Annotated in this window: 17 protein-coding genes and 1 tRNA gene; 10 read left to right on the top strand and 8 right to left on the bottom strand. The window is 67.4% G+C overall.

The annotated features are described in order from the left end of the window. Nucleotides 1-4: 4 nt before the first annotated feature. From ACTJI4_RS01945 to ACTJI4_RS01930, 4 genes are all read left to right on the top strand, one after another. Entirely contained in the window at nucleotides 5-649 is a 645-nt protein-coding gene (locus ACTJI4_RS01945) for a tetratricopeptide repeat protein (RefSeq protein ID WP_440868366.1), read from the top strand. Nucleotides 650-673: 24 nt separating this feature from the next. Further along, nucleotides 674-1,348 (top strand): response regulator, encoded by a 675-nt coding sequence (locus ACTJI4_RS01940; protein ID WP_392918666.1) that lies wholly within the window; start codon nucleotides 674-676, stop codon nucleotides 1,346-1,348. A 17-nt stretch (nucleotides 1,349-1,365) separates the two neighbouring features. Then, nucleotides 1,366-2,745 (top strand): ATP-binding protein, encoded by a 1,380-nt coding sequence (locus ACTJI4_RS01935; RefSeq protein WP_440868621.1) that lies wholly within the window; start codon nucleotides 1,366-1,368, stop codon nucleotides 2,743-2,745. A gap of 96 nt (nucleotides 2,746-2,841) precedes the next feature. Further along, nucleotides 2,842-3,537, top strand: a complete 696-nt coding sequence (locus ACTJI4_RS01930; RefSeq protein ID WP_440868620.1) for a VIT1/CCC1 transporter family protein — start codon at nucleotides 2,842-2,844, stop codon at nucleotides 3,535-3,537. Between the two features lie 39 nt (nucleotides 3,538-3,576). On the opposite strand, the gene ACTJI4_RS01925 is transcribed toward ACTJI4_RS01930, so the two are convergent. The 3 genes from ACTJI4_RS01925 to dtd all read right to left on the bottom strand — a co-directional run bounded on the left by ACTJI4_RS01925 (nucleotide 3,577) and on the right by dtd (nucleotide 6,428). Then, nucleotides 3,577-3,652, bottom strand: a tRNA-Ile gene (locus ACTJI4_RS01925). 395 nt (nucleotides 3,653-4,047) lie between these two features. Beyond that, the gene (gene rpoD, locus ACTJI4_RS01920) at nucleotides 4,048-5,898 is read right to left on the bottom strand and encodes an RNA polymerase sigma factor RpoD (protein ID WP_392918668.1); all 1,851 of its coding nucleotides are present in this window, start codon (nucleotides 5,896-5,898) and stop codon (nucleotides 4,048-4,050) included. 89 nt (nucleotides 5,899-5,987) lie between these two features. Further along, nucleotides 5,988-6,428, bottom strand: a complete 441-nt coding sequence (dtd, locus tag ACTJI4_RS01915; protein ID WP_392918671.1) for a D-aminoacyl-tRNA deacylase — start codon at nucleotides 6,426-6,428, stop codon at nucleotides 5,988-5,990. A 71-nt stretch (nucleotides 6,429-6,499) separates the two neighbouring features. On the opposite strand from dtd, the gene ACTJI4_RS01910 reads away from it, so the two are divergent. The 4 genes from ACTJI4_RS01910 to ACTJI4_RS01895 all read left to right on the top strand — a co-directional run bounded on the left by ACTJI4_RS01910 (nucleotide 6,500) and on the right by ACTJI4_RS01895 (nucleotide 10,769). Beyond that, on the top strand, nucleotides 6,500-7,417 hold the full coding sequence (locus ACTJI4_RS01910; RefSeq protein WP_392918674.1) for a lauroyl acyltransferase: 918 nt from the start codon (nucleotides 6,500-6,502) through the stop codon (nucleotides 7,415-7,417). An 80-nt stretch (nucleotides 7,418-7,497) separates the two neighbouring features. Then, nucleotides 7,498-8,634 carry a GTP cyclohydrolase II RibA gene (gene ribA / locus ACTJI4_RS01905; RefSeq protein WP_392918677.1) on the top strand — a complete coding sequence of 379 codons (1,137 nt, stop codon included), beginning with the start codon at nucleotides 7,498-7,500 and terminating at the stop codon, nucleotides 8,632-8,634. A gap of 87 nt (nucleotides 8,635-8,721) precedes the next feature. Continuing rightward, a complete protein-coding gene (locus ACTJI4_RS01900; protein WP_392918680.1) occupies nucleotides 8,722-9,243 on the top strand; it encodes a PH domain-containing protein in 522 nt (173 codons plus the stop codon). Further along, the gene (locus ACTJI4_RS01895; protein WP_440868365.1) at nucleotides 9,240-10,769 is read left to right on the top strand and encodes a PH domain-containing protein; all 1,530 of its coding nucleotides are present in this window, start codon (nucleotides 9,240-9,242) and stop codon (nucleotides 10,767-10,769) included. The genes ACTJI4_RS01900 and ACTJI4_RS01895 overlap by 4 nt, the downstream gene beginning before the upstream one ends. Before the next feature lie 165 nt (nucleotides 10,770-10,934). Here ACTJI4_RS01895 and ACTJI4_RS01890 read toward each other — a convergent pair whose 3' ends face one another. Beyond that, nucleotides 10,935-11,993, bottom strand: a complete 1,059-nt coding sequence (locus tag ACTJI4_RS01890) for a CDP-glycerol glycerophosphotransferase family protein (protein WP_440868619.1) — start codon at nucleotides 11,991-11,993, stop codon at nucleotides 10,935-10,937. Between ACTJI4_RS01890 and ACTJI4_RS01885 the strand changes: the two genes are divergently transcribed. Further along, nucleotides 11,992-12,810, top strand: a complete 819-nt coding sequence (locus ACTJI4_RS01885) for a glycosyltransferase family 2 protein (RefSeq protein WP_440868364.1) — start codon at nucleotides 11,992-11,994, stop codon at nucleotides 12,808-12,810. The genes ACTJI4_RS01890 and ACTJI4_RS01885 overlap by 2 nt on opposite strands. A 44-nt stretch (nucleotides 12,811-12,854) precedes the next feature. Further along, nucleotides 12,855-14,003 carry a glycosyltransferase gene (locus ACTJI4_RS01880; RefSeq protein WP_440868363.1) on the top strand — a complete coding sequence of 383 codons (1,149 nt, stop codon included), beginning with the start codon at nucleotides 12,855-12,857 and terminating at the stop codon, nucleotides 14,001-14,003. Between the two features lie 9 nt (nucleotides 14,004-14,012). Here ACTJI4_RS01880 and ACTJI4_RS01875 read toward each other — a convergent pair whose 3' ends face one another. From ACTJI4_RS01875 to fmt, 4 genes are read right to left on the bottom strand one after another with little or no spacing between them, the layout of a single operon-like run. Further along, nucleotides 14,013-15,362, bottom strand: a complete 1,350-nt coding sequence (locus ACTJI4_RS01875; protein WP_440868362.1) for an O-antigen ligase family protein — start codon at nucleotides 15,360-15,362, stop codon at nucleotides 14,013-14,015. A 10-nt stretch (nucleotides 15,363-15,372) separates the two neighbouring features. Next, nucleotides 15,373-17,097: an ArnT family glycosyltransferase gene (locus ACTJI4_RS01870; protein WP_440868361.1), complete on the bottom strand. Its 1,725-nt coding sequence runs from the start codon at nucleotides 17,095-17,097 to the stop codon at nucleotides 15,373-15,375. Nucleotides 17,098-17,121: 24 nt separating this feature from the next. Further along, the gene (gene rsmB / locus ACTJI4_RS01865; protein ID WP_440868360.1) at nucleotides 17,122-18,462 is read right to left on the bottom strand and encodes a 16S rRNA (cytosine(967)-C(5))-methyltransferase RsmB; all 1,341 of its coding nucleotides are present in this window, start codon (nucleotides 18,460-18,462) and stop codon (nucleotides 17,122-17,124) included. Nucleotide 18,463: 1 nt separating this feature from the next. Continuing rightward, nucleotides 18,464-19,387, bottom strand: a complete 924-nt coding sequence (fmt, locus tag ACTJI4_RS01860) for a methionyl-tRNA formyltransferase (protein WP_440868359.1) — start codon at nucleotides 19,385-19,387, stop codon at nucleotides 18,464-18,466. Nucleotides 19,388-19,480 lie beyond the last annotated feature (93 nt).

Below are 19,480 nucleotides of genomic sequence, written 5' to 3'. Positions count from 1 at the left end.
ATCCATGTTCATCCTGCTCATCAGCGCGCTGGTCATGTTGGTCGGGATTGCCTGTGCCGCCGAACCAGGAACGCCCATGACGGTGGCCCAGCTGCGTGACCGCTGGGCCCAGATCAGCTACCAGACCAGCAAGTCGCAGCGACAGACCGCGTTCGAGGCCTTGGCCAGCCAGGCCGCGAAGACCCGCCAGACCGAGCCACGTAACGCCGGCGCACTGATCTGGGAGGGCATCGTCCTCTCCAGCCTCGCCGGCGAGAAAGGTGGCATGGGGGCGCTCAGCCTGGTGAAACAGGCCCGCGCCGACTTCGAGGCCGCGCTGAAGATAGATCCCAACGCACTGCAGGGTGCGGCGTACACCAGCCTGGGCGCCCTGTACTACCAGGTGCCGGGGTGGCCATTGGGATTCGGCAATGACGAAACCGCAGCGGCCATGCTCAAGAAGGGCTTGGCCATCGACCCGAACGGTATCGATGCCAACTACTTCTACGGCGATTTCCTGCGCGACCAGAAGAACTGGCAGGGCGCCCAGGCCGCGCTCGAGAAAGCGATAGCTGCACCTGCCCGGCCCGGCCGGGAAGTCGCCGATGCCGGCCGGCGTGCTGAAGCGACCGCCAAACTCAACGAGGTCCGAAGCCACCTTGCCAACTGAATCCGGGACGACGAGACTGCCCGCATGCGCATCCTGCTCGCCGAAGACGACGCGTCACTGGGGGAAGGCATCCGGACCGCCCTGCGCCGAGCGGCATACGCCGTGGACTGGGTGCAGGATGGCGCCTCTGCGCTGACCGCCATCGGCGACGGCGACATCGACCTGGTCGTGCTGGACCTGGGTCTGCCACGGATGGACGGGATCGACGTCATTCGCAAGGTGCGTGGAGCAGGTGGAAACGTGCCCATTCTGGTCCTCAGCGCCCGCGAGCGGGCGTCTGACCGCACCCTTGGACTGGACGTGGGTGCCGACGACTATCTGGGCAAGCCGTTCGACACCCCCGAGCTGCTCGCCAGGGTGCGCGCCCTGCTCCGCCGCAGCGCAGGCCGTGCGAAACCGACGTTGGAAGCGGGTGCGCTGAGCCTGGACCCGGCCCGTCTGACCGCTGTCTGGAAAGGGCACACGCTGGACCTGACCCGCAGGGAGTTCGCCCTGCTGAGACTGCTCATGGAACAACAGGGCAGGCCGCTTGGGCGCGAGACCATCCAACAGCACCTGTATGGCTGGGATGAGGACGTGGCAAGCAATGCCGTCGATGTGCACGTCCACCAACTGCGCAGGAAGCTGGATCCAGGCATCATCCGCACTGTGAGGGGGATCGGCTACGCCTTGGGCGACCCCTCGGATGCGGCCGCATGACGTCCATCCGTCGCCGCCTGCTGGTCGTGTTGCTGGGGGTGCTCTCCCTGCTCATGCTCCTGGCGGCCGGTCTGAGCTACCGGGCCGGGTTGCAGGAGGCGGGGGAGATGTTCGACGCCCGGCTGGTGCAGTCCTCACGGGTGCTGTTGAGCCTGGTGGACGAGCCGCTCAGCGATTTGAGCGCGTTTCCCGGCGACCCGATCGTCCTGCGAGGCTGGCACGGTCGCGCTGAGGGCGTGGGCGAGGAATTGGCCTTCAAGGACGGACATGCCTACGAGAACAAGCTGGCTTTTCAGATATGGACGCCGGAGGGTCGCCTGCTGCTTCGATCAGACAGTGCACCCACTGCGCCAATGGCGAGTTTGTCGCCGGGCTACGCGGATGTCGACATAGAGGGGGCGCAGTGGCGCACCTTTACGTTGCGCTCGCCACAGGGTCGATGGTTCCAGTCCGCCGAGCGCTCGGACATCCGCCGGGAACTGGCCGAGGACATCGCCATCGGCACGCTGTTGCCGCTGTTGTTCGCGCTTCCGGTAATGGCCTTGGTCATCTGGCTGACGGTCGCGTGGGCCACGCGCTCGTTGCGGCAAGTCTCCACTGACATCGGTGAGCGTGACCCCGACCGAATGACGCCTTTGGATGACACCAAGCTCCCGGAGGAAGTCCACGGCCTGGTTCGCGCGGTGAACGAGCTTCTGCAGCGCCTTGATCTCGCGCTGGCACGCGAGCGCCGCTTCATCGCAGATGCAGCCCACGAACTGCGCACGCCGATCAGCGCAGTGAAGGTTCATGCAGACAACGCGCGCCTCGCCACGCTTGATGAAGAACGCCAAGAGTCACAACGTTTGCTTGCCCGAGGGGTCGAACGCGTTGAGCGCCTGGTAGCACAGCTGCTGTCGTTGAGCCGAACCGAGCGCGGCATCGGAAAGGATGCGCTTCACAGACTGAGCCTTGACGCCCTGGTGAGCAACGAAGTCGAGGAGCTCAGGGCCTTGGCAGCTTCCAAAAGTCAGGTCGTGAACCTCGTTCTGGACAAAGCGGACGTATTCGGCGACGAGTTCTCGCTGGCCTTGCTGGTTCGCAACCTTGTCGAGAATGCCATCCGCTATACCCCCGAGCACGGGGTCGTAGTGGTGTCTACCGAACAGACGGGCGAGCAATGCGTTCTTACGGTCGAAGACTCTGGACCCGGCATTCCCAATGAGCTGCAGGGCCGCGTCTTCGACCGTTTCTACCGGGTGGTCGGAAGCGGCGCGGAGGGAAGCGGATTAGGCCTGTCGATCGTCCAGGAGATATTGGAAGCACATGACGGAACGATCACGCTTGGTACTTCGCAGTGCCTTGACGGGCTGAAGGTGACGGTTCAACTACCCTCCAGAGCACGGCAGCCGAGGTAGCCCGGGTGTAGCCTGCAGATGCATGACCTTCGCCCCCATCATCGGCGCCCGAAACAACGATGCTTCAACCTCCCGCCATTCATGATCGGACACGTGATGATTCATAGAGAATTTCACCGAAGCCAGCGCGGCGGGTGGTTGCGCGCCGGCGTCCTGGGTGCGAATGACGGGCTTCTTTCGACCAGCAGCTTGATCGTCGCAATGGTCGGCGCTGGGGCAGCCCCGCACACCGTCCTCATCACTGGACTGTCTGGACTTCTTGCCGGCGCGCTTTCAATGGCGGCTGGCGAGTATGTATCAGTCAGCTCGCAGGCAGACGCGGAGAACGCCGATACAGAGAAAGAGCGTGGCGAGTTGACCAACCAGCCCGATGCAGAGTTGCTTGAACTGACCACCATTTACGAGAAGCGAGGACTTGGCCACCAGCTGGCCGCGCAGGTGGCTCGCGAGCTGACTGCGCATGATCCCTTGTCGGCTCACCTGAGAGATGAGCTTGGGATACATGAGCTCACCAAGGCCAGACCCTTGCAAGCCGCAGCCGCCTCTGCAACTTCGTTCGTGCTCGGAGCGCTCCCACCCGTCCTTTTAGTGCCATTTCTGACCCACGGCAGTCTGGCAGCGGCGGTGGTGGCCCTGACCCTGGTCATCTTGGGCTTCCTGGGCGCGATTGCAGCCAAGCTCGGCGGTGCATCACCATTGCGCGGGACTGCGCGCGTGATGATCTGGGGCGCCATCGCGATGGGAAGCACGTACGCGATTGGCGTGTGGTTCGAAACGCTGACCACAAGCTGATGCTGTCGCCCACACAGGCTGTAATGTTCGCCGACACTGTGGTGGGCCCACCAGGATTCGAACCTGGAACCAAAGGATTATGAGTCCTCTGCTCTAACCGTTGAGCTATAGGCCCTGCGCAGTTGCACAGTGTAGTGGAGGCGAAGCGGGCGCTGCTACTGTGTCGAGCGGAAGCAGGACGCGCCACGCCCCACTCCAGCGCTTTGGTCGAGCGCTTGGGCCTCGGCCCGCTTGACGGCGCCAATCCGGAATGGCGCCAATGGCTCGATCGGCGCGGCAAGGTACCGGGCTGGACTGGGCAAAAGCGATCTTCGGTTGGGGTCATGCGTTACCGCGCCGATGGGCGGGGTCGGCGGTCGTTTGGGAACCGACCCTACCCCCCTGCATCTTGTGTGCCCGCGTCCGACGCGCCCGCGCGATGCGGGGATCACGTTCCGTCCATTGACGGCGGCAGCCCATGAAAAAACCCCGCCGAAGCGGGGTCTTTTCATTTACGCGACTGCCTGGAGATCAATCGATGTCCAGGAAGCTGCGCAGCTGCTCGGAGCGGCTCGGGTGGCGCAGCTTGCGCAGCGCCTTGGCTTCGATCTGGCGGATGCGCTCGCGGGTGACGTCGAACTGCTTGCCCACTTCCTCGAGGGTGTGGTCGGTGTTCATGTCGATGCCGAAGCGCATGCGCAGCACCTTGGCTTCCCTCGGGGTGAGGCCAGCCAGCACGTCACGCACGGTTTCCGACAGGTTGATGTTGGTGGTGTTCTCGATCGGGGACTCCACGTTGGTGTCCTCGATGAAGTCGCCCAGATGGGAATCCTCGTCGTCGCCGATCGGGGTTTCCATCGAGATCGGCTCCTTGGCGATCTTCATCACCTTGCGGATCTTGTCTTCCGGCATGTCCATTTCCTTGGCCAGCTCCTCCGGCGTGGCCTCGCGGCCGTACTGCTGGAGCATCTGGCGGGAAATGCGGTTCAACTTGTTGATCGTTTCGATCATGTGCACCGGAATACGGATGGTGCGCGCCTGGTCGGCGATCGAACGGGTGATGGCCTGGCGGATCCACCAGGTCGCATACGTGGAGAACTTGTAGCCGCGACGGTATTCGAACTTGTCCACGGCCTTCATCAGGCCAATGTTGCCTTCCTGGATCAGGTCGAGGAACTGCAGACCGCGGTTGGTGTACTTCTTGGCAATGGAGATCACCAGGCGCAGGTTGGCTTCGACCATTTCCTTCTTGGCCTTGCGCGCCTTGGCTTCGCCGTAGGCCATGGCCCGGCTGATTTCCTTCAGCTCTTCCAGCTCCAGCGAGGTGTTCTTCTCGATGTCGATGGTGGCCTGCTGTTCGGCAATGATCTGGTCCTTGACATCACGCAGCGCCGAGGACCACTTCTGCTTGCGCTTGAGGGCGTCTTCCACCCATTCCAGGTTGGTCTGGTTGCCTTCCCACGAACGGATGAAATCCTTGCGCGGCATGCGGGCGGTCACGGTGGCCAGGTTCAGCACGCGGCGCTCGTGGCCCTTGATGTCGGCCATCACGTCGCGCAGCTGCTTGACCAGCACGTCGGTCAGCGGCAACGGCAGCTTCAGGGTGACGAACACGGCGGCCATGTCGTCGCGCAGCTTGGTCAGCGGCTTGCGGTCGGCCTTGGTCGCTGCCTTCTTGAAGGCAGCGTAGGCGGCAGCCAGCTCGGCCATGCGGCGGGCAACTTCTTCCGGGTCCGGACCAGTCGGACCGGCTTCTTCTTCAACGGCGTCGCCGTCGTCTTCGTCTTCGTCGGCATCGGCATCGGCGTCGTCGCTGGTGTCTTCGGCCACGACCGGGGCGGGCACTTCTTCCACCAGGTCGTTGAAGCCGACGATCACTTCCGCCAGGCGCTTCTTGCCTTCCTTGTGCGCTTCGTAATCGGCCAGCAGCGATTCCACCGACACCGGGAAGGTGCCGAGTGCCGCCTGGACCTGGCCCAGACCTTCCTCGATGCGCTTGGCGATGGCGATTTCGCCTTCGCGGGTCAGCAGCTCGACAGTACCCATTTCGCGCATGTACATGCGCACCGGGTCGGTGGTGCGGCCACCTTCGGTGTCGAGTGCGCTCAGCGCGGCGGCAGCTTCTTCGGCCGCGGTGTCATCGACTTCGCGGTTACCGGTGTTGCCGTCGTTGAGCAGCAGGGTTTCGGCATCGGGCGCCACTTCATGGACATCAATGCCCATGCCGTTGATCATGCCGATGATGTCTTCGATCTGCTCCGGGTCGACAATGTCGTCGGGCAGGTGGTCATTGACTTCGGCGTAGGTCAGGTAGCCCTGTTCCAGGCCCTTGCTGATCAGAAGCTTGATGTCGTTTTGCTGGGCAGGACGTTCGTTGGCCATGTAGTGCTCGCGCCACCGGCAGGGATAGGGAATAGAACCTAGCATTATACCAGTCCAGCGCCCTTCAGGCCCGGGCGGTGGTCCCGGGGTCAGGGTCTGAGCAGGAAGGTCACCGGACCGTCGTTGATCAGGCTGACAACCATATGGGCGCCAAACTGACCGGTTTCCACCCCTGAAACGTGCTTTTGTCGACAGATCGCCACCAATCTGTTGAATCCACGTTCAGCCTCGTCAGGCGGCGCGGCGGTACTGAAGCCCGGACGCATCCCGCTGGCCGTGTCCGCGGCGAGGGTGAACTGGCTCACCAGCAGCAGGCCGCCCCCTGTGTCCCCCAGGGATCGGTTCATTTTCCCGCTCTCATCTGCAAACACACGGTAACCAAGCAGGCGATCGGCCATCCGCTGGATCTGGGCCTCGGTATCGCCCGGCTCCATGCCTACCAGGGCCAGCAGCCCGGGGCCAATCTGCCCGACCACGGCCTGGTCCACGCTGACGCTGGCCTGGGTAACGCGCTGGATGAGGACGAGCATGGGGGCATTCCAGAGTGAACAAGCGCCCTACCTTAGGGGTTGGGTGCGCGCACCGGCTAGACTTTGCTCCGATGAAACCGCAAACCACCGCCCGCCTGGCCTACCGCGCCGCCGCTTTGTTCACCCGCCTGCCCTGGTCGTGGCTGCGCGGCTTTGCCCATGGCCTTGCCGGGCTCTGGATCGCCCTGGACGCCCGCGAGAGCCGGGTCACCCGGCGCAACCTGGAGCTGGCCTACCCCGAGCTGTCGGCCGAGGACCGCGCCGCGCTCCACAAGGCGGTGCTGCGCTCGACCGCGCTGCAGGCAGTGGAAACCCTGCGCCTGTGGACCCGCCCGCGCGAGCAGAACCTGGCGCTGCTCACCGAACGCCATGGCGAGGCGCTGTACGACGCCGCCCTGGCCAGCGGCAAAGGCGTGATTGTGGCCGCCCCGCACTATGGCAACTGGGAGCTGCTCAACCAGTGGCTGGCCTCGCGCGGACCGATCGCCATCGTTTACAAGGCCCCGGACGAAGCCGTGGGGGATGAATTCCTGCAGCTGGTCCGGGGCGGCAGCAACGTGCAGCAGGTCCGGGCCGAAGGGCCGGCGGTGCGCCAGCTGTTCAAGGTACTCAAGGACGGGGGTGCCACCGGCATTCTGCCGGACCAGCAGCCCAAGGCCGGCGATGGCGTGTTTGCCCCGTTCTTCGGGGTGGAAGCGCTGACCATGACCCTGGTCAACCGGCTGGCCGAGCGCACCGGGGCCACGGTGCTGTACGGCTGGTGCGAGCGTACCGGGCCGGACATGCAGTTCGCCCTGCACATCACGCCGGCCGACGCCGCCGTGGCCGATCCTGACCCGCGCACGGCCGCCCGTGCGCTCAATGCCGGGATCGAGGCGATTGCCCGGCGCGATCCGGCCCAGTACCAGTGGACCTACAAGCGTTACACGCTGCGCCCGCCGCACAGCGGTGAAGTGGACCCGTACGCGACCGAGGAACATCCCCACTAGAGGCCGCCGCACCGGGCACGACACTGCGTCGCGCCGGCCACGATTGAATCGGCACCTTCCGACCCCACTGTGAAACCACGATGTCCCCCACGGCCCCTGCCATGTCCCCAGTTGCTTCTTCTCCGTTCGGCGACCCGGCCGCGATCCGCTGCGAGCGCGCGGTGGCCGAACTGCGCGCCGGCCGCCCGGTCGTGATCGATGACGGCCAGGGCCAGCGCCTGGCCTTCATCGCCCTGGACAGCAGCACGCGCAGCAGCTACGCCGCCTTCGCCGGGGTGGCCGCCGGGCAGCATTACCTGTTCCTCACCGCCACCCGCGCACGGGTGCTGGGCGTGGCCGCCGACGACGGCGCGCGGGTGCCGCTGGCCGGGGTCGACTTCGATGCCCTGCCCTCGCTGAGCTACCTGCGCGATGCCAAGCCGATGCCGGCCGGGTGGTCCGCCGGGCAGGCCCTGGACGAAGGGGCGGTGGAAATCGCCCGGCTGGGTCTGCTGCTGCCGGCCATGGTCGGGGTGTTGCTGGCTCCCGGTGATGCCCGCTTTGACAGCTGCGCGCAGGTGTCACTGTGCGACCTGGCCCAGGGCGCCGAGCAGGCCGCGCATGCCTACGAGTTGGTGGCGCGCTCGCCGGTGCCGCTGCGCGACGTCGGCATGACCGAATTTGCCGTATTCCGCGGCGGCGTGGCCCAGCGCGACCAGGTGGCGATCATTGTCGGCACTCCGGACCTGGGCGGCGTGGTACCGGTGCGCGTGCATTCCTCGTGCCTCACCGGCGACCTGTTCGGCTCGCTCAAGTGCGACTGCGGCGACCAGCTGCGGCGCGGCCTGCGCAAGCTGAAAGAGCTGGGCGGCGGCGTGCTGCTGTACCTGGACCAGGAAGGCCGCGGCACCGGCATTGCCGCAAAGATGCGCGCCTATGGCTACCAGCATGATGGGCTGGACACGATCGATGCCGATGCGCAGCTGGGGTTTGGCGCCGACGAGCGCCGCTATGGCAGCGCGGTGGCGATGCTGCAGGGCCTGGGCGTCCAGCGCGTGCAGCTGCTCAGCAACAACCCGACCAAGGCCCAGCGCCTGCGCCATGCGGGGATCGAGGTGGTGGACTGCGTGCCGGTGACCGGCGACATCACCGCCGAGAACGAACACTACCTGCGCACCAAGGCCGAGCGCGCCGGCCACCTGCTGGACGTGGATGCGTTGATCCAGGCCGCGCAATAGCGCGCGCCAACCTGCTACCGTCTGCGCGACGGGCGCAGCCGACCTGATGCGGACGCCCGGCATGTTTCCTCCTGCCGAGTGCCCGCCTTGTCCGACCCGTTCCCCGCCCCGTTGCCGACCCCACCGCCCCTGCCCGAGCAGGGCACGTGGCAGCCGCTGCCGCTGCGCGCGGCCACCATCGCCGGCGTGGCCGGCGCAATCACCGGTGCGATCCTGATCGGCGGCGTGCTGGGCACGCTGTGGGTGGTGTTGGACATGCCGATGCGCTGGATCGCAGGCCCGGCGATGCTGCTGCCCGGCGCGCTGATCGGCGGCTTCTTCGGCTTCCGTCGGCAGCGGCGCACCTGGTGGCGACTGGATGCGCAGGGACTGGGCGTGCGCCGCGACCTGATGTGGCAGCTGGAAACCCGGGTACCGCTGTCGCGCGTGCAGCACCTGGACCTTCGCCGGGGCCCGATCGAACGCACCGCGCAGCTGGCCACCCTGGTGGTGCATACCGCGGGCAGCCGCTTCAGTGCGGTGTCGCTGGCCGGGCTGGACCACGCCGACGCCGAGCGCCTGCGCGATACGCTGGGCCGCCAGCTGGACCAGGACGATGACGCCCTGTGAGCACGCCCCTGGCTGACCACGACGCGCCCGACCAGCGACTGCATCCGTGGTCGTGGTTGTTCGTGCTGCTGATGCAGCTGCGCCAGTTCCTGCTGCCGCTGGTCGCGCTGGTGGTGTTCGGTGGCCGCGGTGACAGTGACGAAGAGGAGATGTGGTCAAACCTGGCCGCGCTGGTGGTGATCGTGGTGCTGGTGGCCGTTTCCATCCTGCAGTACCTCACCTTCCACTACCGCATTGGCCGGGATGCGATCAGCGTGCGCAGCGGGGTGGTTTCGCGCAACCGCCGCGAGATTCCGTTCGCGCGCATCCACAACGTGGTGGTGCACCAGAACCCGCTCCACCGGCTGTTCGGGGTGGCCGAGCTGCGCCTGGAATCGGCCGGCGGCAATCGCCCGGAAGCGGAAATGCGCGTCCTCAAGCTGGAACAAGCGTTGGCGCTGGAACAGCTGGTGCGCCAGCGTGGACAGCAGCAGGCTGGCACCAGCGACGCGGCAGCAGTGAACGCGCCTGCCGGGCCGGCCGAGGATGTACTGCTGCAACTGGGTACGGCCGATGTAGTGCGCATCGGGCTGCTGTCCAATCGTGGCTGGGTGGTGGTACTGGCCGCGATCGGTGCGTCGTATCAGTTGTTTCCACGGGGTGCGGTCGACGACGCCATCGAGTACGGCGGCCGCCAGGCCTTCGGCTACGCCAGCACCCTGCACCCGGCCACCTGGGTATGGGTGGTGGCGGCACTGGTAATGGTGATCGGGTTCTGGGGCCTGCTGCGGGTCTTCTCGGTTGCGATGGCGCTGCTGCGCTATCACGGTTTCCGTCTGACCGAACACGAGCGCCGCCTCACCGTGGCCAGCGGGCTGCTCACGCGCATGCGCACCAGCGTGGCGCGCCGGCGGATCCAGGCTTGGACGCTGCGCGAATCCGCGCTGCAGCGCTGGTTCCAGCGCCGCCACCTGCGCATCGATATCGCCGCGGGCGTTTCAACCGATGGCGAGCGCCGCGACCTGCGCGAGCTGGCGCCGCTGGCAACACCCGAGGCCTGCGACGCGCTGGTGCAGTACCTGCTGCCGCAGCTGCAATGGCCACCGGCGCAGTGGCGGCCGGTGCCGCAGCGCGGATGGTGGCGGCTGTGCCTGCCGGCATTGATGGTCGTGCCGCTGCTGGCTGCCGGTGCGGTGTGGGAGGTGGGGCCGTGGGGCATGCTGGTGCTGGCGTGGCTGCCGTGGTCGGCACTGCGTGCGCACCGCACGATGGCGCGCATGGGCTACCACCTGGATGCGCATTACGTGGCCGTACGCGGCGGCTGGTGGCAGCGCTGGTGGCGGTTTGCCGAGCTGGACAAGCTGCAGTCGCTGCGGTTGGCGCGATCGCCGCTGGACCGGTGGCTGGGCACGTCCAGTGTATGGCTGGATACGGCCGGGGCCAGCGGCAGCATTGCCTTGTGCCTGCGGTATCTGCCGGAGGCCGAAGCGCGGGCGGTGTTCGAACAGCTCAATACTGCGTTGGGGACGCGTCGGCTTCGGTGGTGATACGTGGCCCCGCAGGGCGGGTTACCTGCACAGGGTCATGGCTTTGACACGCATGGCGTGTCACTACGATCCTTGGTCGCTTGGGATGAGGGTCGAACGGTGTTGTCAGGTCGCAAGCGTTGCGTAGCGACACGCCATGCGTGTCCCACGTGGTGCCGGAAATCTCTACCGCCGTGACGGGCCCCAGTATCCCAGGTCTTTGCGGATCTGCAGGCCACGTGTCCAGGCGCCGAACGGCTTGCGCTTCAAGCTGCCCAGCTCGCCGGCCAGGAAATCCTCCGTGGCGGCGATGACGCGCTCGCTGGAACGGCCATCGCGCCAGGGATGGATGTCGTCGGCATAACGAACGATCTCCGCCATCAAGGCCGGTTCCGGGTGCAGCGCGCGTGCGAGCTTTGCCGGCAGCTGGGCCGGATCATCGAAGTCGATCATATGCGGCTGCGGCACGCGGTTGCGGAAGGTCACCACCGGTTTGTGCTGCACCACGAACTCGGACACGATCGAAGACGTATCCGACACCAGCACGTCGGCGGCGCGCTGCGCGGCCATCACCTGTTCCGGTTCGATGAAGGCTGCGTTGGCACCGGCCAGCGCGCGGTAGCGGGCGAACAGCTCCGGCGGGCACTTGGGGTGCAGGGTCAGCAGCCAGTAGTGCCCGCCCCGGGCGATGTCGGCGGCGATCTGCTCGTAAAGGTGCGGCGCCGCGCTCAGGCGCTCGGTGAAGGTGGAGCCGAACAGGATCACCGGCCGTCCCTGCGCCGGCGCGCGCAGCGCCGCGCTGGCGCCGCCATCGTCGAGGAACAGCGGGTCCAGCTTGGGCCAGCCGGTTTCGGCCACGGCGAAGTGGCCCTCGCGCGCGGCCAGCTCGCGGAACGGGGTGGTGGTGGCCGGGCCCTGCGTGCAGTACAGGTCGAACAGCCCGCGCACGCGGAAGTGGCCACGGGCGCTGTCGCGCTTCTGCACGTTGAAGCCATGGAAGACCTGCACCTTGGCCCCGGCGATGAACGGCGGCACCCAGTTGGCTGCACTGAACACCGCGCGCGGGCGCAGCGCCAGCGCCTGCTGCAGGCCGACGTTGGGCACGCCCGGCAGGCTGGCCCCGGCCGCCCCGTCGGCGAACCACGCCGACACTGATTGACCGGAAGCGTGCAACGCCTGGGCCAACGGGGCGAGAATAGGCAGCGCATAGCGCTCCGTCGCAAACAGCAGGTACTCGGCCATCATGTCCTCCACGACCGCTCCCGTTGAACGGCCTCGCATCTCGGCCTGCATTATCGCGTTCAATGAAGCCGACCGCATCGGCGATTGCCTGGCCTCGCTGGCGTTCTGCGATGAGGTGATCGTCGTGGACTCGTATTCCACCGATTCGACCGTCGCCATCGCCACCGCCGCCGGGGCAACGGTGCTGCAGCGGCCGTTCGACGGCTTCCGCAGCCAGAAGGCGTTCTGCGTGGAACAGGCTGCCCACGACTGGGTGCTGTGCCTGGACGCCGACGAGCGCATCAGTGATGACCTGCGCGCGGCGATCCAAGCCGCCCAGGCCGGCGGCTTTGCCGGCCACCACGGTTACCGGTTCGCGCGCCTGTCAGAGTACTTCGGCAGGTTCCTGCGCCACGGCAATGCCTACCCGGATCGGGTACTGCGCCTGTTCGACCGCCGCCACGGCGGCTGGCGCGGCAAGCGCGAGATCCACGAAGCCGCCAGTGTCGATGGCAGCGTGGGCACGCTGCGCGGGGATCTCATCCACTTCCCCTACCGCTCGCTGGAACAGCAGCTGGCCAAAACCCAGCGTTATGCGCGGATGATGGCCGAACACGAATTCGCCCGCGGCAAGCGCGCGACATTGGCCAAGCTGGTGCTGGCGCCGGCGTGGCGGTTCTGGCGGGGGCTGCTGCTGCGCGGCGGCTTCCGCGATGGCTGGCACGGGTTGGTGTATGCCTATGTGCGCGCCAACTACGTCCGCCAGAAGACCATCATGTTGTGGATGCTGCAGAACGGCCAACCGGTGAGCGACCCGCCGCGTGGCGGCGACGCCAGCTGAACACCGGTATGTCAGACTTCAAGGGCGTTTGACCAAAGGCCCCCATGAAGATCCTTTACACCAACTTCCACGCCGGTGACGGCGGTGGGCACACCACCTACCTGGCGTCGCTGGCCCGAGCGCTGTCGCCGCGCCACCAGGTGTTCATGGCCGCCCCGGCCGGCAGCCGGGTGCTGCGGGTGGTGCGCCAGGAAGGCATCGCCGAACCGGTGGAGATCGCCTTCAGCAGCGGGCTGGCCACGCTGGGCCGGCAATGGGCGGACCTGCGCACCCTGCGCAGGCTGATCCGCGAACACGCCATCGACATCGTGCACGCCAATGGCGCGCGCGATCACCGGGTGGCAATGGAAGCGGTGGCCGGGCTGTCGAAGCGGCCCAGGCTGGTATTCACCAAGCACAACAGCAAATCGAGCAATACGTTCGGCAATGCGGTGCGCGCGCGCTGGGGCACCGACCGGGTGATCGCCGTGTCCGAACACACCCGGCAGATGCTGCTGGAAAGCCCCTACCGGCGCTGTCCGATCGATGTGGTGCGCAATGGCGTGGACCTGCAGCGCTTCTCGCCGGTGGCGGCCACCGACGGTGCGGAGCTGCGGGCCCGCTGGACGCACGATCCCGATGCGCTGGTGCTGGTGAGCAATGCGGGCACCGATGGCCACAAGGGCTGGATCGACCTGGCCCGTGCCATCGCAACCCTGCCCGAGCCCCTGCGCGGCAAGGTGCACATGGCCGTGGCCGGCCGCGAGCCGGACCCGCACCTGGTCGCTGAAGTCGGGCAGCTTGGGGTGGCCGGGCAGGTGCATTTTGCCGGGCTGCTGGAGGACATCCGCCCGTTCGTGGCCAGCGGCGATGCGGGATTCGTGCTGTCCTACGATGTGGAAACCATCTCATTTGCCTGCCGCGAGATGATGGCGATGGGCAAGCCGGTGATGGTCAGCGATTACGCGGGCTTGCCCGAGAACATCAGCCACGGGCACAACGGCTGGATCGTACCGGTGCGGAATGTGGCCGCGATTGCTGCGCAGGTCACCACACTCTACGAATGGCGCGGTGACCTGGCGCGGATCGGGCTGGCGGCGCGGGAGCACGCTGTCGAGGCATTTGGACTGGAGACGTTCAGTCGGTTGACCGAGGCCTCGTATGAAGCGGTTCTGCGAGGGACGGAAGGTTCTTCGCTGAAGGCAGCCGACTGACCGTCGGCTCTACCGGTTTTCGCCGCGCAGGCGCAGGGGGTCGGACAGGGCCAGGAAGAAGGCGATCCAGGTCGCGTAGAACGAGGCGGTGCGCATGTCGCGGAACATCATTTCGGTCAGGCCGAACACCGCAAAGCCAACGCAGATCATCAGGCCCGCGCCGGCGAACAGGCGGCTGGGCCGGTCGGTCACCCCCAGCCGCAGGCGTCTGGCAAACACCCAGCCCGGCGCGATGTACAGCAGCACCAGGCCCAATCCGCCCAGCACCCCATAGGTGGCCAGGAAGTACAGCAGGTCGTTGTGGGTTTCGCCGAAGTCCCGCGCCACCGTACGGGTGACCTGCTTGGCCTCGGCCAACTTCGCCAGTTCCTCGCGGAAGCGGTCGCCGCCGCCCACGCCGAACACCGGCTCGCCGCGGATCATGTGACCGGCTGCGCTCCACAGCTGCAGGCGGATGCATACCGACGTATCGGACAGATGCGCCACCTGGCACTGGTCGAATTCGCTCACCCCCAAGTGGATGCGCTCACGCATGGAGGCGTCGCTGGCCACGATGATGCCGGCCACGCCCAGCAGCAGCGCGGCGGCCAGGACCTTGAAGCGGTTCATGCGCCGCCCCTGGACCAGCAGGGCGATGAACAGGAAGAATGGAATGGCCAGCAACCCGCCGCGGGTCTGGGTGGCCAGGAAGGCCCCCATTCCGGCGATGCCGCTGACCAGCTTCAGCGCGAACTCGGTGCGGCGGAAACGGGTGATCCGCAGGCCCAGCAGGAGGAAGGAAATGACCGAGAACAGCAGGGTCAGGTCGCCGTAGGTGACGGCATTGAACTGCCGGGTCTGCGGTCGCGCCCCGGTGCTCAGCACCAGCCAGGCCACGTTGATCACTGCGTACCAGATGCCGCCGAGCAGGCCGAACGCCGCATGCGCCAGGATGTGGCGCGGCATGCGCAGCAGCGCCGCCAGGATCAGGCCGACGGAGAGCAGGCGCACCGCCTTTTCAACCTCGGAGCCTTTCCAGAGGCCGTGCACCCCCAGGCTGACCAGCACGCCCACCAGCATCACCGCCATGCCCAGCACCATCCACAGGTACTCGCGGCGGTTGTCGCACCAGGTACTGCCCGCTGCAGGATGGCGCACCCAGGCCAGCGTGATGAAACTCAGCAGCACCAGCCCGTAGTAGCCGGCGCTGCCGCCATCCATGGTCGACATCAGCAGGATCGGCGAAAGACCAAGCGCTACCGTGAACACCCATGCCAGGACAGGGTTGACGCCGGCAGGACGGGAAAGCGCGTTGGTCACGGTCAATGCGGTTCGGGCGGAGCGGCCGGCATTGTCGCTGATCGGTCGGGAATGATCCATGAGCGGACGGCTAGTCTTCGCCGTCTTCCTTGCCCTGCTCCAGCCGCATCCGGGCCAGGTCCACCGCACTGGGCTGGCAGGGGCCGACAAAGGCGCTGGCCGGCACCAGCCACCAGCCGCGCCGATTGGCCACGCCTACCCGTTCGGCCTGCGACCGGTCCACGCAGGCCAGCAGGGCGGCCTGCTGTACCAGCAGCCAGCGCCGCTCCGGCGCCTGCGCCTGCCAGGCCGCGCCGTCCTGCAGCTGGCGGTACCAGCGCCGTTTGAACCCGAAGGTGCGTACGGGGCGGTCGGACATGAGCAGGTTCTGCTCTTTCCAACCGACCAGGCCCAGCTCGGCATCGGGGCCGATCCGTTCGCCCACCTGGTGCATCAGCCCACGCGCGGAACTGGAATCATTGAAGAGGGGGTAGCCCACCAGCCCGTAAGCCACCCAGGCCATGGCCAGGATCGAGATCACGGCCAGGTGGAAATGGCGCCGCCCGCTGAAGACCAGGCTTACCACGCCCCAGCTGCCCAGTGCGATGCCGACCCAGCCCAGCGCGGCGGTCACCGACGCATCGATCCCCCGTTCGAGGATGAGCTTGCGCTCGAATCCTGGCTCGCCGCCCAGCATCGCCACGCCCGCCCCCAGCAGCGCCACGGTCAGCAGTGCAGCGAATCCGCCCAGCACCCACTGCACGTCGCGCCGGCGCAGCAGCCCCGGCAGCAGCGGCGCCAGGGCCAGACAGAACATGGGCAGCGCCGGCAGGATGTAGACATCGCGCTTGCCATGCGGAATGGAGAAGAACAGCACGATCAGCAGCCACCAGCCGAGCAGCAGCAGGTAGCGCGGATCGCGCCGGCGCAGGCGCCGCCACCAGGCGGGGATCGCCCACGGCACCAGCAGGAAGGCCGGGATCCACATCGAGGGCATGGTGGCCAGGAAGTACCACCAGGGCTGGTGGTGGTCCCAGGACTGGGCATAGCGCTTGGCGGTCTGCCGGAACAGGATGTCGTTCATGTAGGCGCGGTATTCAGCCGAGCCGCTGCCGGTGGCGGCCAGCACCATGGGCACCAGCCACAGTGCGATGGCAGCCAGGAAGGCCAGTGGCCCCACCCAGAACCGCCAGTCACGCAGGTGCAGCCGCACCCGTGGCCAGCCCATCGCCACGGCCGCAAGCGCCGGCACCAGCATCAGCAGTGCCAGCACGCCCACGCCCTTGGTGATCACCCCCAATCCGGCGGCAAACCAGCCCAGCCACCACCAGCGCCACGCCGGGCCGCAGAGCAGATGGCGCAGCAGGCCATAATTTGCCACGGTGATGAAGAACACCACCAGCGGGTCGATCTGGGCCTTCTTGGCCTGGAAGGTGAAGTGCACCGCAAACAACAGCGCCCAGGCCGCATACAGGCCCACCTTGCGGGTCCACAGCCGACGCCCGAGGTCGTACACGCAGGCCAACGTGCCCAGCGAGGCGAGCAGGGTGGGCAGCAGGAAGGCCAGCCGCCAGTCGCGCAGCAGGGTGTAAAGCGTGGCCTGCAGCCACATCAACATCGGTGGCTTGTCCGAGTACAGCTCGGTGCCGCGGTGCGGGAACAGCCAGTCGCCACTCAGCACCATCTGTTTGGCCACCAGCGCAAAGCGCGGCTCATCCGATGGCCACGGGTCGCGCATGCCCAGCCCGGCCCCCAGCACCAGCAGGGCCATCAGCGCAAGCAGCCAGAATTCCCGGGATTCGCGTGTCTTCAGCATGGGCGCGATTCTAACGGTGCAGGGTCAACCCTTCTTTAGCAGACGCGCATAGAAGAAGCCGTCTGCACCGTGTTCGCCCGGCAGTCGCTGGCGCCCGGCCCAGGAATCGTGACCGTAAGCGTCACCCAATGGCAGGAACCCCGCGCCCCGGGTGCGCTGCAGGAACGCCTCGACCTGGAACTGGTTCTCTTCGCGCAGGATCGAGCATGTCGCATACAGCAGCGTGCCGCCCGGGGCGAGCATGCCGAAGCAGGCATCCAGCAGGCGCGCCTGCAGCGCGACCAGCGCCGGAATATCGGTGGCGCGGCGGTGCAGCAGCACGTCCGGCTGGCGGCGGATGATGCCGGTGGCCGAACACGGGGCGTCCAGCAGGATCACGTCGAACGGCTGCCCGTCCCACCAGCTGGCCGGGTCAGTGGCATCGGCTGCTCGAACCTGGGCGTGTTCGCCCACCCCGGTGCGCGCGAACGTTTCGCTGATGCGCTTGAGCCGGCGCGCATCGATGTCCAGCGCCAGCAGGCGCAGGCTGGGGTCGCGTTCGAGCAGGTGCGCCGACTTGCCGCCCGGGGCGGCGCAGGCATCAAGCACGCGCGCGCCCTTGGGCACCGCCAGCGCATCCGCCACCTGCTGGGCCGAGAGGTCCTGCACCGACAGCGCCCCGTCGGCGAAGCCGGGCAACGCCGAAACCGCCACCGGCACTGGCAGGCGGAGTGCATCGGCGCCCAGTTCGCTGGCCTCGGCGGCGATGCCAGCCGCGTCCAGCCGCTCCAGCATCGCCTCGCGGCTGCCGTGCTGGCGATTGACCCGCAACCACAACGGCGCCGGCTGCAGGCTCGCACTGAAGATGGCGTCGGCCTGCTCGGGCCAATCCTGTTCAATCTGTTCGGCCATCCACTGCGGGAAGGCATCGCGCGCCGGAAGCGGCGGAATGCCATCGCGCTGGGCGCGGCGCAGCAGGGCGTTGACCATCCCGGCCTGGCGTTCCTTGCCCAGCGCGCGGGCGGCGTCGACCGTGGCCGAGAGCGCGGCATGGGCCGGCAGCTCGAGCGCATCGAGCTGGGCAAAGCCGACCAGCAGCAGCGCGCGCAGTTCATCCTCGCGCACGCTCAGCGGGCGCTGCATCCATTTCGCCAGGGCCGCGTCATAGGCGGTGCGCCGGCGCAGCACGGCAAAGCACAGCGCTTCGAGCAGGGCGCGGTCGCGGCTGTCGTCCAGGCTGGGCAGCGCGGTAGCCAGTTCAGCCTTGAGCGAACGGCCGCGGCCAAGGACCTGGGCCAGCACGCGCGCGGCGAGCACGCGCGTGGGTACACCCGGGGCCAGGGCGGACAGCGCAGGGGACGGCTTGTTCTGGCGGGGCTGTGCCATCTCAGTTGCCTGCGACCAGGTCGCGGCGGGCGTTGAGGTAATCGGCCGACGTAATCGCCTTGCCCCCCTCGCGCTGCAGCACGCGAAGGCGCAGGGCGCCCTGGCCGCAGGCGATATCGATGCCATCGCGGCCAGCCGCCAGCAGGGTCCCCGGCGCCTTGCCATGGTTGTCTTCCAGCGCCACCGCGCCGTGGATGCGCACCCGTTCGCCGGCCAGCTGCGCTTCGGCGATCGGCCACGGGTTGAAGGCGCGCACGGTGCGCTCCAGCACCTGCGCATCCTGCGCCCAGTCAAGCCGCGCTTCGGCCTTGTCCAGCTTGTGTGCGTAGGTCACCCCCTGCTCGGGCTGCGGCTGGGCGATCGGCTTGAGGCCGGCGCGCAGCAGGCCCAGCCCGTCGGACAGCACCTGAGCGCCCAGCTCGGCCAGGCGGTCGTGCAGCGAACCGCCCAGTTCACCGGCCTGGATCGGGGTGTGCTGGCGCAGCAGCACCGGGCCGGTGTCCAACCCGGCCTCCATCTGCATCAGGCACACGCCGGTTTCGGCGTCACCGGCCTGGATGGCACGCTGGATCGGCGCTGCACCCCGCCAGCGTGGCAGCAGCGAGGCATGCACGTTCCAGCAGCCGTGGGTCGGAATGGCCAGGACCGCCTTGGGCAGGATCAGCCCATAGGCCACCACCACCATCAGGTCCGGCTGCAGGTCACGCAGCTGCTGCTGGGCCTCGGCGGTCTTCAGCGATTCGGGCTGGAACACCGGGATGCCGCGGGCGATCGCCTCCAGCTTCACCGGCGAGGGCATCAGCCCACGGCCGCGGCCGGCCGGACGGTCGGGCTGGGTGTACACGCCCACCACCTCATGGTGGCGCGCGGCGGCACGCAGCGAGGCGACGGCGAACTCAGGCGTTCCGGCAAACACAATCTTCATGGCGTTCCCACTTGCAGAAAGAAAAACGGCGCCGGGGCACGGCGCCGAACATCCGGTCGGGCAGCGCGGGCAGGCCGCACCGCCACGTCCGTG

The sequence above is a fragment of the Stenotrophomonas sp. 22385 genome, from assembly GCF_052045085.1.
GTDB lineage: Bacteria > Pseudomonadota > Gammaproteobacteria > Xanthomonadales > Xanthomonadaceae > Stenotrophomonas.
The sequence above is the reverse complement of the archived record's forward strand: the minus strand, read 5'-3'. Positions and strand labels throughout refer to the sequence as shown.